This is a genomic window from Streptomyces lydicamycinicus (assembly GCF_000829715.2).
In the GTDB taxonomy this organism is placed as follows: Bacteria; Actinomycetota; Actinomycetes; order Streptomycetales; family Streptomycetaceae; genus Streptomyces; species Streptomyces lydicamycinicus.
Genome location: NZ_BBNO01000007.1, coordinates 322,538 through 336,807 on the forward strand (window position 1 = coordinate 322,538; position 14,270 = coordinate 336,807).

Genomic DNA, 14,270 nt, shown 5'->3' on the forward strand with positions numbered 1-14,270 from the left:
GGCGCCAAAACCTGGCGCCGGACCACACATGGCAACGGCAGTGGCCCCACCCGCGGGATGCGGGCAGGGCCACTGCCGTTGCTGTGTTCGGGGCCGCGGCGCGGCTCCCGGATCAGTCTGCTCCGACCGTCCTGGCGGTCGCGTTTGCCCGGCTCAGTAGGCCGAGTCGACGTTGTCGATCGAGCCGTACCGGTCGGCGGCGTAGTTGGCCGCTGCGGTGATGTTGGCGATCGGGTCGGTGAGCTTATGGGGGGTGCCGGCGACGTGGTAGGCGTCGAAGGTCGGCTGGATCACCTGGAGCAGGCCCTTGGAGGGCACGCCGTTGATGGCGTTGATGTCCCAGTCGTTGACGGCGTTGGGGTCACCGGCGGACTCCCGCATGATGTTGCGGTGCAGGCCCTCGTAGGAGCCCGGTATGCCCTTGGCCTTCATGATGTCCAGGGACTCACGGATCCAGCCGTCAAGGTTGTTCGCGTAGCGCTTCGGGGCGGCCTTGTGGACCTTCGGGGCGGCCTTGGGGGCGGCCTTGGGGGCGGCCTTCGGCGCGACCAGGGCCTTGCGCTCGATGGAGCGGTTGGCGGCCTGCTTGGCGGCGTGGCTCTGCTTCTCGGCCGGGGCCACCTTGAGGCCGGCGGCGACGGAGGAGGCGACCGCACGGGCCTGCTTGCCGTCGTCGGACCGGTCCTTCGCGGTGAGCGGCATGCCGTTGGCGCTGACCGGCTTGACCGCGGCCGGCGCGTCGGCGGCCGTGGTGGTCTCGGCGTTGCCGGGCGCCGCGGTGAACGCCAGGGCGGCGGCGCAGCCCGCGCCGGCCACGAGTGCGGCGGAGACCTTGTGCGTACGGGTGAGGCGGGCAGCGCGGGGCAGGGTGAAGTTGGGCATGCGGAGGTGACCTCTTCCAGGGCTTGGTGGCGGGGGAAACGGCCTTCGGTTGGCGCGTGAGGACCGAGGGTCATTGCCGCGTTACGCCGCTCCGGCTGAGATCGCGGGCTCGTTCTCGGTGCTAACGGGAAACATGGTTAGCGCGGGCCCGGGATGGTGGCAAAGATGCCTTGTACTACCTATCTTCGTGAGATTGGGCGGAATGTCCGTTGTAAATGCCGCGAATCGCGGTAAGTACGGGGTCGGCCGCGACTAGGAATGCTCGTACGTGACGTACGTCGCGTGCCACGCATCACGCGGCCCGGGCGCGGCATTCCGTTTCACGGCGCCGCGGAGTTGCCTGGCTCACACCTCGCGGGGGCAATTTCCGCGGCCGTTGCCGACGGGTCGGCAATGCCGAGGAGCGGCCCCATGAGTGGCCCCATGCGCGACGCCCCCTATGGAGTCCATAGGGGGCGCGAGTATGCGGCGGTAAAGGGGGAGGCGGGAATTCAGTCCGCCATCAGCTGCGCGGCGAGCTGCTCGATCCGTTCGTGCCAGGCGTCCAGCGCGGCATCCGTATCGAAGTCCTGCGGGCCGGTCTGGGTGAGGATGAGCCGCGGGCCATGGCCGGTGCCCCGGCCCAGCTCCCAGCGGACCGTGCCCTCCGGGTGCCAGCGGTACGCGAGCACCGCCGGGGCCGCGACCTCGGTGACGGGCCCGGCCGGTGCCTGTCGACTGGTGAAGCCCGCCGGCGCGGGCGACCCCGCGGTGGGCTCGTCCCCCGAGGTCAGCGTGGCCCAGACGGTCTCGGTGGACCGTACGAGCTGACGCTCGAAACGGACGCGCGGCCCGTCGGCGGTGTCCTCGACCACCCCGCGCCCGAGGTCGAACTGCTCCAGATACGCCTCGTGCAGCTCGCCCGTGTCCCGCTCGACATGCGGCGAGTCGCCGTCGAGCAGCTGTGACAGTGCGGTGAGACACAGGTGCCAGCCGGAGGCGAAGCTGGCGCCGCCGAACCGGTCGCCGAAAGTGTGCACCAGGACCAGCAGTGAGCCGTCGCCATCCGGGGTGATCTCCCAGCGCAGATGGTCCTCGCCCCAGGTGAACGCGAACAGCCGGGGCTCCTCGGCGTCGGTGACCGTGCCGGTCATGGCGATATCGCTCACCCCGGGCATGGCGAAGGTCATCGCGCCGCCGGGGCGGAGCTCCACGGTGACCTCGGAGGGGAACCACTGTCCGAGGTGCGCCGGGTCGGTGATCGCCGACCAGACCTTCGCGGGCGGATGGGCGAGCCTGCGCTCCATACGCAGTGCGGTGCGGCCGTCGCCGGTGGTGAGGGTGTCGGAGTGCGGATTCATCGGGGGTCGTCCTCCATGGCGTCGAGGTGCCGTTCCAGGGCATCCAGGCGGCCGGTCCACAGATGCCGGTAGTGGGCGAGCCAGGCGTCCAGCTCCGCCAGGGGCTCGGGCCGGAGCTCGTACCAGCGGCGCTGGGCGTCCTGCCGGACCTGGACGAGCCCGGCCTCGCGCAGCACCCGGAGGTGCTTGGAGGTGCCGGGCTGGCTCAGCCCGAGCTGCTGCGTGAGCTCACCGACCAGCCGCGGGCGCTCCAGCAGCAGGTCGAGGATCTTGCGCCGGCTCGGCTCCGCGAGTACGTCGAACGGTAGGGGCATGCCGTCAGCATGCCATTCGGGTTATATAGCCGCAAGGGAATGCTGTGGCCCCGGGCTCACACACAGGCCGGATCGGCCGGCGACGGCTCCTCGCGCACCACCGGCGCCAGACAGGGCGCCGAGCTCAGCGGACCGTCGGTGAAGAACCGGGCCGCCAAGTCCGCGACCTCCTGCGGGCGTTCGAGCACCACCCAGTGATCGGCGTCGGGAATCGTCAGAAAGCGGCTGTCCGAGATGGTGGCCGCGAAGTCCCGCTGGCGGGCCGGGGAGGTCACCGTGTCGTGCTCGCCGCTGAAGACGAGGGTGGGGACGTCGGTCAGCCCGCCGGAGAAGTCCGGACGGTCCAAGATCCCGCGGTGCAGCGAGTCGACCGCATGCCGGGAGTTCCGGGCCGCGTGCAGCATCGAGCGCCGGACATAGCGGTAGGCCAGCTTCCGGCGGGCGACGTGCCGACGGTCGTCGAGGCACATCAGGCCCTGGGCGACCAGGGTGGCGAAGGCCTCGTTGTCGCCCTTCGCGAGATGGTCGGAAGCCCGCCGCCACAGCTCGACCTGGGCGTCGCTGATGTGTGCCGGCACCCCGCCGAGGGCGAGCCGTGCGATGCGCCCGGGAAACCGCCGGGCACACCCGTAGGCCAGACCCGCCCCGTACGAGAACCCGAAGAGGTTGATCCGTGGGACCTCCAGATCGTCGATGATCCGCTCGATCGCCGCGCACACGACATCGATGCTCGGCCCCGGGGGGAGCGGGTCCGCGCTGCCCATGCCCGGCAGATCGGCGGTGACCACGTCCGCCACGGGCCCCACGTGATCCTCCATCTGCGGCCAGCCGTACATCCCCTGAAGGGCGCCGCCCAGCACCAGAACGGGCTCGGTGATCCGCTCCGGCTGGCACAGCCGCCGGTAGGAGTAGGACACCCCGCGCACCGACAAAGAACGGATCATTTCCTCGGACATGGCAGATTCCTTCTCGGGGCACCGGCGGGAGGGGCGCGCCGGCAAGGGCGCGCGATGGCGGACAGGCCCTAGGGGGTGTCTCTGCGATCTCCGTGGGCCTGCGGACATCGAAGAGACACCCCCTAGCGGGTCAGTACGAGCGCGGCATTGTGCCCGCCGAAGCCGAGCGACGTCTTGACCGCGCAGTCGAATGCCGCCTGCCGGGCCTCCTTGCGGACGATGTCGATCGGGATCCGCGGATCCGGTACCTCAAGATTGGCGGTCGGTGGCACCAGCTGCTGTTCCAGGGCGAGCACGGTGAGCGCGGTCTCGATCCCGCCGGCGGCACCCAGCGCGTGCCCGGTCATCGCCTTGGTCGAGGTGACCAGCGGGTGATCGCCGAGGACCCGTCGCAGCACGGTGGCCTCGACGCGGTCGTTGACGACCGTCGAGGTGCCGTGCGCGTTGACATGGCCGACGTCCCGGCCCCGCACCTGCGCGTCCGCCAGCGCGCTGCGCAGCGCCCGCTCGATGCCGTTGCCCTCGGGGTCCGGGGCGACCGCCGCATAGGCATCGCTCGACGCGCCGTAGCCGCGGATGTGGGCACGGACGGGGGCCCGGCGGGCGCTCGCGTGCTCGGGCCGTTCCAGTACGAGGAGCCCGGCGCCCTCGCCGACCACGAAGCCGTCCCGGCCCGCGTCGAAGGGGCGGCAGGCGGTGGCAGGGTCGTCCCGGCGGGTGGAGACCGCCTTCATCTGGCAGGCGCTGGCGATCAGCAGCCGGGACAGCACCGACTCCGCGCCGCCGGCGACGGCGATATCGCAGACCCCGGCGCGCAGCAGCTGGTGTGCGGTGCCCACGGCGACCGTGCCGGAGGAGCAGGCCGTCGCCACGCCCATGCTGGGGCCCTGGGCGCCGAGGTCCATGCAGACGCTGCTCGCGGCACTGTTGACGACGGTCAGCGGGGCGAGCTTGGGGGAGACCCGGCGGGCGCCGCGCCCGGCCATCGCGACATGCTGCTGGTCGTAGAAGGGCAGCCCGCCGTGCGCGGAGCCGATGACCACCGCGACCCGGCTGCTGTCCCAGGACTCCGGGTCCAGCCCGGCATCGGCGACGGCCTCCCGGGCGGCGATCACCGCGAGCTGCGAGAAGCGGTCCATCAGCCGCTGGGTGGCCACTCCGAGCAGCTCGGTCGTGTCCAGATCCGCGATGGTGTACATGAAGTCGCAGGGCAGATCGGCGAGTTCTTCCTGGTGGCTCACGCCGCCGGGCACGGTTTCCTGGGTGACGGTGTGCCAGGTGGCCTTCGCCCCCACGCCCGCCGCGGTCACCAGTCCCAGTCCTGTCACGGCCGCGGAGAACGGCTCCTGGCGGGCCGTCATGCCGGCACGTTGCCGTCGACGGCCGTCACCAGCTGGCCCACGGTGTTCCGCGGGGTCAGCGACACCTCGTCGAGGTCGATGTCCAGCCGCTCCTCGATGAGGACGCGGAGCTCCTCCAGGGCCAGGGAGTCCAGGCGCAGGCTGCGCAGCGGAGTCTCGTCGGTGATGTCGGCGGGGGAAACCCCGAATCGTTGGACCAGCAAGGTGTTGACAACTTCTGCCGCGTTCACGTGGCGCTCCTCCGCTTGTCGTAGGCGATGCTGCCAACCGCGTCGTGGGCGGGATATCACCGGCGGCTCCGGCTGGTTTGACCACCCTTTATACGCCTTTGTCCCGATGACTCCCCAACCTTGGTAGCTCAATGGGGTGATGAGCGACCGGGGTGGACAACGTGTCCGCACCTCGCCTTGCGGACACCGCGGAAAGCACCTACGTACGTAACGCCGCGGGCCACCGAGAGGTACGGGGCGAAGGCCGGCGGACTCGGGAAGCGCCCGGGGTCAGGCCTCGTCGAGGGCGCTCGTCACCCGGCCCAACAGGCTCTGGAGCGTGCGCAGTTCCTCGATCGTGAGGCCGGTCGCGGCCAGCATCCTGCGGGGGACCGGCAGGGCCTGTTCGCGCAGCTCGTCGCCGGCCGGGGTGAGGTGGATGGTGACCGACCGCTCGTCCTCGGTGCTCCGTTCGCGGCGGACCAGGCCGGCCGACTCCAGGCGTTTGAGCAGCGGGGAGAGGGTTCCGGAGTCCAGCCGGAGCTGTTCGCCGATGGTTTTGACCGGCTGGGAGCCGCGCTCCCACAGGACCAGCATGACCAGGTACTGGGGGTAGGTCAGGCCCAGGCCCTTGAGGGCGTCCCGGTAGACGCCGCCGAAGGCGCGCGAGGCGGCGTGCAGGGAGAAGCAGACCTGGTGGTCGAGGCGGAGCAGTTCGGCGTCGGGTACCGGGGGCCTGGTCGCAGGGGTCATGGCCCCAGGTTAGCTCGCCGAGCTATTTAGTTGTGCGCAATTGAGTTGCGCGCAATTTAGATGTGTGCGACGGTGTGGGACATCGGGCGGCCGGGGAACGGCCGCCGCGCTACCGAAGGGGAACCGTGATGGACGCGCTGTACACCGCTGTCGCCACCGCCAATGGCCGTGAGGGCCGGGCCGTCAGCTCCGACGGCAAGATCGACCTGGCCCTGGCCATGCCTCCCGAGCTCGGCGGCAACGGCGCCGGCACCAATCCGGAGCAGCTCTTCGCCGCCGGATACGCGGCCTGCTTCGCCAGCGCGATGGCCAATGTCGGCCGGCAGATGAAGATCGACACCAAGGACGTCTCGGTCACCGCCGAGGTCTCCATCGGCAAGGACGACACCGGCTTCGGGCTGGCGGTCGTCATGCGGGTGGAGCTGCCGGAGACCCTCGCGGGCGAGACCGGCCGGCAGCTGGTCGAGGCGACGCACCAGTACTGCCCGTACTCCAAGGCCACCCGCGGCAACATCGAGGTCGAGCTGGTCATCGAGTAGCGGCGCGCCGCGTGGCGGACCGCCGGCCCCGGCCAGGGTGCGGGGGCCGGTCCGCCGGGCGGGGACGGCTCAGGACAGGGGCGGGGCGCCGCGGCGCGCATGGCCGCGGATCAGCCCGGCGTAGTGCCGGCCGCTGTCCTTGAGGGTGCGGATCTGGGTCGCCCGGTCGACATGGAACAGGCCGAAGCGCTTGTCGTAGCCGTAGGCCCATTCGAAGTTGTCCATCAGTGACCAGGCGAAATATCCGGCGAGCGGGGCACCCTTACGGGCCGCGCGGGCGCAGGCCGCCACATGCCGGTGCAGATAGTCGGTGCGCTCGGGGTCGGCGACGGTGCCGTCGGGGCGGAGTATGTCCGGATAGGCGGAGCCGTTCTCGGTGACATACAGCGTGCGTGCCCCGTATTCGTGCGTCAGCCGCAGCAGCAGGGTCTCGATGCCGTCCGCGTCGATCTCCCAGTCCATGCCCGTACGGGGGGCCTGTGGGCGGCGCACCGGGCGGGCGAACGGGGGAGGGCCGTCCGGATCGGCGGCGACCACGGCCGGGAAGTAGTAGTTCAGCCCCAGCCAGTCCAGCGGCCGGGCGAGGATCTCCGGGTCACCGGCGCGCTCCGGCAGCGGCACGCCGTACACCTCGCGCATGTCCTCGGGGAAGCCGCGGCCGTGCACCGGATCGAGCCACCAGCGGTTGGTGTGCCCGTCCATCCGCCGGGCCGCCGCGGCATCGGCCTCGGACCCGGTGGCGGGCTCGACGGTGCTGAGGTTGTTGACGAGGCCGATCCGGGCGTCCGGCGCCGCGGACCGGATCGCCTGGACGGCCAGACCGTGCCCGAGCAGCAGGTGGTACGAGGCGCGCACCGCCGCGGTGAGATCCGTGTGGCCGGGCGCCATCCGGCCTTCGAGATGGCCGATCCAGGCCGAGCACAGCGGCTCATTGAGCGTGGCCCAGTGGGAGACGCGGTCGCCGAGCTTCCCGGCGGCCACGGCGGCGTACGCCGCGAAGTGCTCGGCGGTCTGCCGCACGGGCCAGCCGCCCCGGTCCTGGAGGGCCTGCGGCAGATCCCAGTGGTAGAGGGTGACGAAGGGGGCGATGCCCGCTTCGAGGAGCCCGTCGACCAGCCGGTCGTAGAAGGCCAGGCCCGCGGCGTTGACCGGGCCGTCCCCGTCCGGCCGGATCCGCGGCCAGGCGAGGGAGAACCGGTAGGCGCCGACGCCCAGTTGACGCATCAGGCCGATGTCCGCGCGCCAGCGGTGGTAGTGGTCGCACGCCCGGTCACCGGTGTCGCCGTTGTCGATCATTCCCGGGGTGTGGGCGTAGGTGTCCCAGATGGACGGGCCGCGGCCGTCCTCGGCGACCGCTCCCTCGATCTGGTACGCCGACGTGGCCACGCCCCAGGTGAAGCCGTCCGGCAGGGCGGCGAAGTCGATCCGGTCGCTCACGGAGTTCCTTTCGGCGGGGGTCATTTGACGGCTCCGGCGGTGAGCCCGGCCACCAGATAGCGCTGGAGCAGCAGAAACCCGGCGACCACCGGGACGCTGACGACCAGGGAAGCGGCCATCACCTGGTTCCAGTAGACGTCGTTCTGGGTGGCATAGCCCTGGAGGCCGACCGAGAGGGTGCGGGTGGTGTCGTTGGTCATGACGGAGGCGAACAGCACCTCGCCCCAGGCCGTCATGAAGGCGTACACGGCGACCGCGATGATCCCCGGGAGCGCGGCCGGCACCACGACGCGGAAGAGCGCGCCGAGCGGACCGCAGCCGTCCACGTACGCGGCCTCGTCCAGCTCGCGCGGCACCGAGGCGAAGTAGCCGGTCAGCATCCAGAGGGAGAAGGGGAGGGAGAACGTCAGATAGGTCAGCACCAGCCCGCCGCGGGAGCCGTAGAGGGCGACACCGGTGGTGTTGCCAATGTTGACGTAGATCAGGAAGAGCGGGAGCAGGAAGAGGATGCCCGGGAACATCTGGGTGGACAGGACCGTGACGGTGAAGATCCGCTTGCCGCGGAAGTGATAGCGGCTCACCGCGTAGGCCGCGAAGACCGCGACGAGCACCGAGCAGACGGTGGCCGAGCCCGCCACGATCAGCGAGTTGAGGAAGTACCGGGCCAGCGGCACCGTGTGCCAGATGTCGAGGTACGGACGGACGGTCAGCTCGCTCGGCAGCCAGCGGAAGGCGCCCGAGACGTCCTCCAGGGGCTTGAGCGAGCTGCTGAACATCACGTACACGGGGAGCAGGACGAAGCCGGTCAGCGCGGTGAGGAAGATCCGCCGGGTCCAGAGGAAGGTGCGGGGCGGAGCGGTGGGGGAGCGCCTGCGGCCACCGGGGCGGGGCGTGCGGGCAACGGGGCTACGCATCGGCGGATTTCCTTCCGCGCGAGGTGGCCAGGAGGTAGCCGGCCGTCACCACCAGCAGGAAGAGCAGCAGCAGGACGGACATGGCCGAGCCGGTACCGAAGTTCCAGGTGACGAAGGAGGACTGGTAGATGTGGATGGAGAGCAGGTCCGCGGCCTCCGGGGCGGCCTTGCCGAACAGCACATACGGCGTATTGAAGTCGTTGAAGCTCCACAGGAAGAGCACCAGCAGCAGGACCTGGTTGATGGGCCGTAAGGACGGCAGGGTGATCCGCCGGATCTGCCGGATGAGGCCCGCGCCGTCGAGCGCCGCCGCCTCGTAGAGGTCCTTCGGAATGCTCTGGAGCGCGGCCATCACCACGAGGAACGCGAACGGCCAGGTCTTCCAGACGGAGACCACGAGCAGCGCGACGAAGCTGTTGTCGCCGAGCAGCCAGAAGGGCCGGTCGCCGGTGAGCCCCAGTTGATCGTGCAGTACGTGATTGACCAGGCCGTTGTCCCGCTGGAAGAGGAAGGCCCAGGTGATGACTGCGGCGTAGACCGGCAGGGCGTACGGCGTGAGGAAGACGGCCCGCAGCAGGCCGCGGCCCCGGAAGTTCTCCTGGAGGAAGATCGCGGCCGCGGTGCCGAGGAGCCAGCACAGGCCCACCGTCAGCACGCTGAACGCACAGGTGACGACGAACGAGTGCAGCAGTGTGGCGCCGGCCGGGGCGTCGAAGTCCACGGTGACGCGGTAGTTGCCCAGCGCCTTCCAGGGGGCGGTGCCCCAGTGGGCGATGTGGAGCTGGGTCAGTTCCTTGAAGCTCATCACGATGCCGATGACCATCGGGACGAGGTGGACCAGCAGTTCCAGAAGCAGCGCGGGAAGCAGCAGGAGATAGGGCAGGCCGACGCGGCGCAGCCGGGCGCGGCCCCTCATTGCGCCATCTGCTGCTGGGCCTTGGCCAGCCGCGCCTTGACCGAGGCGGTGGTCACCGGGTGGCCGGCGGCCGCGTCGGCGAACAGGTCCTTGATGGCGGTGCCGACGGACGTCTCGAACTGGGACTCCTCGGCGATCTGAGGCAGCGGCGCGGCGCTTTTGGTGAGCGTTTCGCGCAGCACCTTGGTGTCCTTGCGGTCGAAGGCCGGGTCCCGCTGGGCGGCCTTGACGGGCGGGATGGAGCCGTAGGCCTTGTTGAGCAGCCGCTGTTCGGCGTCGCTCGTCATGAACCGCACGAATTTCTGCGCGCCCCGGAGATTGCGGGTGTTCTTGAAGACGGCGATATTGATGCCCGCGAGCATGGAGTTGATCTGCCGGCCGGTACCGGGCGTGCCGGACGGGACGGGGACCGGCGCGACGCCCCAGTCGCCGGGCTTCATTCCGTCGGCGCTGAAGGTGGTGGCCGCGGCCTGCCACAGCACCATCGCGGTCCGGCCGGTGGCGAAGTCCCTGAGCGACTGGTTCTGTCCGTACTCCGCGTTGCCCGGGGCGATGATCTTGTCCTTGGCCATGAAGTCGATGTACTGCTTGACCGCCGCGACCGCGCCGTCCGAGGTGAAGCTGGGCTTGCCCGCGGCGTCGAAGAAGTCGGCGCCGTGCTGCTTGCCGAGGGCGAACGCCTGGTGGATGTTGTTGGTCAGCTGACCGCCTTCGGCGCCCAGGCCCCACTTGCCGTCCTTGGCGATCCGCTTGCCGTCCGCGACCAACTCGTCCCAGGTGGCCGGGGGTTTGCTGATCCCGGCCTCCTGGAACATCCGCTTGTTGTAGTAGAGCGCATAGGCCAGTGAGTACAGCGGTACTGCGGCCGGGTCCTTGCCCGCCGCGCCCGTCGCGTCCAGGGCCGGCGCCAGGAACCGGTCGCGTCCGCCGATCGCCGCGAAGTTCTTCCGGTCCCAGGAGAGCAGCGCACCGGTGGCCTGGAGCGAAGCGGACCAGGTGTTGCCGATGTTGAGCACATCGGGGCCCTGGCCCGAAGTGGTGGCGGCCAGGATCCGGTTGAGCAGCTCGGGCCAGGGGATGACCTCCAGCTTGACCTCGATCCCGGTCCGCTGCTCGAACTTCTTCAGCTCGGGGCCGAGGATCTTCTTGTCCGCCTCGACGTTCGGCCCCTGATTGGACGCCCAATACGTCAGCGACCGGGGGGAGTCGTCACTGCCACCGCCGCCGAAGCCCGACCCGCCGCCGCAGCCGGCCGCCACGGCGGCGAGTGCGGTAACGGTGGCGGTGACGGTCGCGGCTCGGAGTATGCGCATGACGGATACGCCTCTCTCTGAGGAGTCCGAAGGCCGGCCATGTTCCGTTCCTGAACAGCCTCATGGCTTAACTTAGGGTGTGAGTTAAAGCCCGGGGGAAGGGCGCGTCAAGAGAGCGAGAACCGGCACCGGCCGGCCGGGAGGGGAACCAGATGGCCGAACGCACCCAACGGACCGTGCGTGACCTGCGCAGGGCCAATCGCACCGCGGTGCTGCAACGGCTGTATGCCGACGGTCCGATGAGCCGGCAGGAACTCGGTCCCGCAACGGGCCTCAGTTCGGGCTCCGTCAGCAATGTGGTCACCGAACTCACCGAGGACGGACTGCTGGAGGAGGCCGGTGTGGTCGGATCCGACGGCGGCCGGCCGCGCACCCTGCTGCGCGTCGCCCCGGGGAGCGGCTCGCTGATCGGGGTGGACGTGGGCGAGACCCGGGTCAGGGTCGAGCTCTTCGACCTCGCCATGGGCGAACTGGCCCGCGCGGACCTCCCGCTGCGGCACCACGGCTACGACGTGGACCTGGTCGTCCGCCATATCGCCGACGGCATCGCGACCGTGCTGCGGGACAGCGGGGCGTCCCCCGGCCGGCTGCTCGGTGTCGGCGTCGGCGTCCCCGGCATCCTCGACCGGAGCCGGCCCGGCGGCGCGGTCGTGCACGGCCAGACCATCGGGTGGGACGCCGTTCCGCTGGAGGAGCTGCTGCACCGCAGCGTCGAACTCCCGCCCGGGGTGGGCTTCTTCCTCAGCAACGGGGCCAAGGCCCTCGGTCAGGCCGAGATGTGGTTCGGCGGCGGCCGCGGCGCCCGGAACGCGGCCATCGTGCTCTTCGGCTCCGGCGTCGGCGCCTGCCTCGTCACCGATGGCGTCATCGACGGCGGGGCACGCGACAGTGCCGGGGAATGGGGGCATCTGACGGTCAGCGTCCGCGGCCGGCGGTGCCGCTGCGGCGCCCGCGGCTGCCTGGAGGCGTACACCGGATCCGAGGCGCTGCTGGAGCGCTGGCAGGAGGCGGGCGGCCAACCGCCCGCGGACGCCGACGAGGAGACGGCGCTCGCGGCCCTGGTCGCCGCCGCCCACCCACCGGAGGGCGGTCCGGCCGCCGACCCGGTCGCGCGCACCGTCCTGGACGAGACCGCGGAGTACCTCGGCGCGGGCATCTCCGGCCTGATCAACCTCTTCAGCCCCGAACGGGTCCTCATCGGCGGCTGGGCCGGCCTCCAGCTCGGCCCGCACCTCCTCCCCGCCGTCCGCGCCCATGCCACCGCCTACTCACTGGCGCACCCCGCCGGCCGGGTCACCATCGGCCTCGGCACGCTCGGACCCGACGCCGTCACCGTCGGCGCGGCGACCCTGCCGCTGGCGGCCTTCTTCGCCGACGGGGGCCGGCGGCGCGCCGCCCCCCTCGAACCGGGGGAGCGGGTGACGGTGCCGGGGTGGCGTACCGCACTGGAGGCGCGGGCACGGGCGGGGCGTGGCTGACGGGCCCGGCGGTGTGGCGCCCTGACCCGTGCCCGAGCCCGCGGACGGGACGCCGGAGCCCGTCGGACGCGGTCCGGCCGGACGCTCCGACGGGCGAGCCCGCTACACCGCGCCCTCAGGCGTCATCGGCCGCGTACACCCGCTCTCCCCCGACGAAGGTCTGCAGCACCCGGGTCGCGGCGATCTCCTCGTCGGCGCCGTCGAACGGGTCGCGGTCGAGCACCACCAGGTCGGCGAGCTTCCCCGGCTGGATGGTGCCGGTCTCATCGAGGTGGTTGGCGTAGGCGCTGCCGGCCGTGTACGCGGCGAGCGCCGCACCCAGGTCGATGCGCTGCTCGGGCAGGAAGACCGGCGCCGACGGCGGGTCCTCCGGCGCACGGCGGTTGACCGCGACATGCAGTGCGGCGATCGGGTCGGGGGAGCTGACCGGCCAGTCGCTGCCCGCCGCCAGGGTGGCGCCGGAGCGCAGCAGATCACCGAACGGGTACTGCCAGGCGGCGCGCTCGGGCCCCAGGAAGGGAATGGTCAGCTCGTCCATCTGCGGCTCGTGGGCCGCCCACAGCGCCTGGATGTTCGCGGTCGCCCCGAGCCGGCGGAAGCGCGGGATGTCCTCGGGGTGCACGACCTGGAGGTGGGCCAGGTGCGGCCGGGTGTCACGCAGCCCGTTCGTCCGCCGGGCCGCCTCGACCGCGTCCAGCGCCTCGCGTACGGCCCGGTCGCCCAGGGCGTGGAAGTGCACCTGGAAGCCTTCCGCGTCCAGCTCGGTGACGTAACTCCGCAGCGCCTCGGGGTCGATGAAGGAGATGCCGCTGTTGTCGGAGGCGCAGCCGCATGCGGTGAGGTAGGGGGTGAGCATGGCAGCCGTGTGGTTCTCGGCGATGCCGTCCTGCATGATCTTGACGCTGGTCGCCCGCAGCCGCCCGGCCGTCAACTCCGCCCGCCGCGCGATGAGTTCGGGGATCTGCTCCGCCCCGCGGGCGCGGTCCCACCACAGCGCCCCGGTCACCCGCGCGGTCAGCTTCCCGTCGCGCCGGGCGGCCACATACGCGGGGGTGGCATCGGGCATACCCGGGGCATGGCCCAGCATCGCGTCCTGCCAGGCGGTCACTCCGTACCCGTGGAGGAGTCGCTGGGCCCGGAGCAGCCCCTCGGTCTGCTCGGCGAGCGTCGGTTCCGGGATCAGGCCGGCCACCAGCTGCATGGCGCCTTCCTGGAGCATGCCGGTCGGCCGGCCGTCGGCGTCCCGCTCGATCCGCCCGTCGGCCGGGTCCGGCGTACGCTCGGTGAGCCCGGCCCGCTCCAGGGCACAGGAGTTGGCCCAGCCGCCGTGGTGGTCGCGGTTGACCAGGAACACCGGGCGGTCGGGGACCAGCGCGTCCAGGAACTCACGGGTCGGTGTGCCGCCGGGGAACGCCTCCATGGACCAGCCGCCGCCGGTGATCCAGGCAGTCTCCGGATGCGCCGCCGCGTACGCGCTGATCAGTTCGCGGTACGCCTCGGCCGTGACCGCCGCGCTCAGGTCGCACAGCGCCAACTCCCGCCCGCCGCCGACCGGATGGACATGCGCGTCCTGGAATCCGGGGATCAGCAGCTTGCCGTGCAGATCGACGATCTCCGTGGCGGGCCCGATCAGCGGGCGGACCTCCTCCTCGTGCCCGACGGCGAGGATGCGGTCGCCGCGCACGGCTACGGCGCTCGCCCGTGTGCGCGCGGAGTCGACGGTGTGCACGGGACCGGAGAGGAAGACGAGGTCCGCGGGGCCGCCGTCGGCGGAGCCGGGGGTGCGGGCGTCCGGGGTGGTGCTGAGGTCCATGGGGTGGCTGCTCCAGTGGTGTGGGGAGTGTGGTGGATGGAGAAG

The 14,270-nt window shown here is 71.3% G+C and carries 14 protein-coding genes; 2 read left to right on the top strand and 12 right to left on the bottom strand.

The genetic code is table 11. The annotated features are described in order from the left end of the window. Positions 1–153 precede the first annotated feature (153 nt). The 7 genes from TU31_RS23875 to TU31_RS23905 all read right to left on the bottom strand — a co-directional run bounded on the left by TU31_RS23875 (position 154) and on the right by TU31_RS23905 (position 5,815). Positions 154–882, bottom strand: a complete 729-nt coding sequence (locus TU31_RS23875; protein ID WP_042158113.1) for a transglycosylase SLT domain-containing protein — start codon at positions 880–882, stop codon at positions 154–156. Between the two features lie 491 nt (positions 883–1,373). After that, positions 1,374–2,222 carry an SRPBCC family protein gene (locus TU31_RS23880; RefSeq protein WP_042158114.1) on the bottom strand — a complete coding sequence of 283 codons (849 nt, stop codon included), beginning with the start codon at positions 2,220–2,222 and terminating at the stop codon, positions 1,374–1,376. After that, positions 2,219–2,536 (bottom strand): ArsR/SmtB family transcription factor, encoded by a 318-nt coding sequence (locus TU31_RS23885; protein ID WP_042158115.1) that lies wholly within the window; start codon positions 2,534–2,536, stop codon positions 2,219–2,221. Before TU31_RS23885 ends, TU31_RS23880 begins: the two co-directional genes overlap by 4 nt. 56 nt (positions 2,537–2,592) lie before the next feature. Next, positions 2,593–3,492 (bottom strand): alpha/beta fold hydrolase, encoded by a 900-nt coding sequence (locus tag TU31_RS23890; RefSeq protein WP_042158116.1) that lies wholly within the window; start codon positions 3,490–3,492, stop codon positions 2,593–2,595. A gap of 122 nt (positions 3,493–3,614) precedes the next feature. Further along, positions 3,615–4,853 (bottom strand): beta-ketoacyl-[acyl-carrier-protein] synthase family protein, encoded by a 1,239-nt coding sequence (locus tag TU31_RS23895; RefSeq protein ID WP_042158117.1) that lies wholly within the window; start codon positions 4,851–4,853, stop codon positions 3,615–3,617. Beyond that, positions 4,850–5,083, bottom strand: a complete 234-nt coding sequence (locus TU31_RS23900; protein ID WP_042158118.1) for an acyl carrier protein — start codon at positions 5,081–5,083, stop codon at positions 4,850–4,852. The genes TU31_RS23895 and TU31_RS23900 overlap by 4 nt, the downstream gene beginning before the upstream one ends. A 270-nt stretch (positions 5,084–5,353) precedes the next feature. After that, positions 5,354–5,815, bottom strand: coding sequence for a MarR family winged helix-turn-helix transcriptional regulator (locus TU31_RS23905; RefSeq protein ID WP_042158120.1), 462 nt, complete (start codon positions 5,813–5,815; stop codon positions 5,354–5,356). 128 nt (positions 5,816–5,943) lie between these two features. Here TU31_RS23905 and TU31_RS23910 point away from each other — a divergent pair, with 128 nt between their 5' ends. Then, complete coding sequence (locus tag TU31_RS23910) at positions 5,944–6,354, top strand: organic hydroperoxide resistance protein (RefSeq protein WP_042158122.1); 411 nt, start codon at positions 5,944–5,946, stop codon at positions 6,352–6,354. A 69-nt stretch (positions 6,355–6,423) separates the two neighbouring features. Here the strand turns inward: TU31_RS23910 and TU31_RS23915 are convergent, their stop codons facing one another. The 4 genes from TU31_RS23915 to TU31_RS23930 are packed head-to-tail and all read right to left on the bottom strand — an operon-like array spanning position 6,424 to position 10,934. Continuing rightward, on the bottom strand, positions 6,424–7,815 hold the full coding sequence (locus TU31_RS23915) for a GH1 family beta-glucosidase (RefSeq protein WP_042158123.1): 1,392 nt from the start codon (positions 7,813–7,815) through the stop codon (positions 6,424–6,426). After that, complete coding sequence (locus TU31_RS23920; RefSeq protein WP_042158124.1) at positions 7,812–8,705, bottom strand: carbohydrate ABC transporter permease; 894 nt, start codon at positions 8,703–8,705, stop codon at positions 7,812–7,814. The genes TU31_RS23915 and TU31_RS23920 overlap by 4 nt, the downstream gene beginning before the upstream one ends. Continuing rightward, positions 8,698–9,621 (bottom strand): carbohydrate ABC transporter permease, encoded by a 924-nt coding sequence (locus TU31_RS23925; protein WP_042158125.1) that lies wholly within the window; start codon positions 9,619–9,621, stop codon positions 8,698–8,700. Before TU31_RS23925 ends, TU31_RS23920 begins: the two co-directional genes overlap by 8 nt. Continuing rightward, complete coding sequence (locus TU31_RS23930; protein WP_042158126.1) at positions 9,618–10,934, bottom strand: ABC transporter substrate-binding protein; 1,317 nt, start codon at positions 10,932–10,934, stop codon at positions 9,618–9,620. The genes TU31_RS23925 and TU31_RS23930 overlap by 4 nt, the downstream gene beginning before the upstream one ends. A 152-nt stretch (positions 10,935–11,086) precedes the next feature. On the opposite strand from TU31_RS23930, the gene TU31_RS23935 reads away from it, so the two are divergent. Beyond that, complete coding sequence (locus TU31_RS23935; protein ID WP_042158127.1) at positions 11,087–12,412, top strand: ROK family transcriptional regulator; 1,326 nt, start codon at positions 11,087–11,089, stop codon at positions 12,410–12,412. Between the two features lie 115 nt (positions 12,413–12,527). Here the strand turns inward: TU31_RS23935 and TU31_RS23940 are convergent, their stop codons facing one another. Further along, positions 12,528–14,225, bottom strand: coding sequence for an amidohydrolase (locus tag TU31_RS23940; RefSeq protein WP_042158128.1), 1,698 nt, complete (start codon positions 14,223–14,225; stop codon positions 12,528–12,530). Between the last annotated feature and the right edge of the window lie 45 nt (positions 14,226–14,270).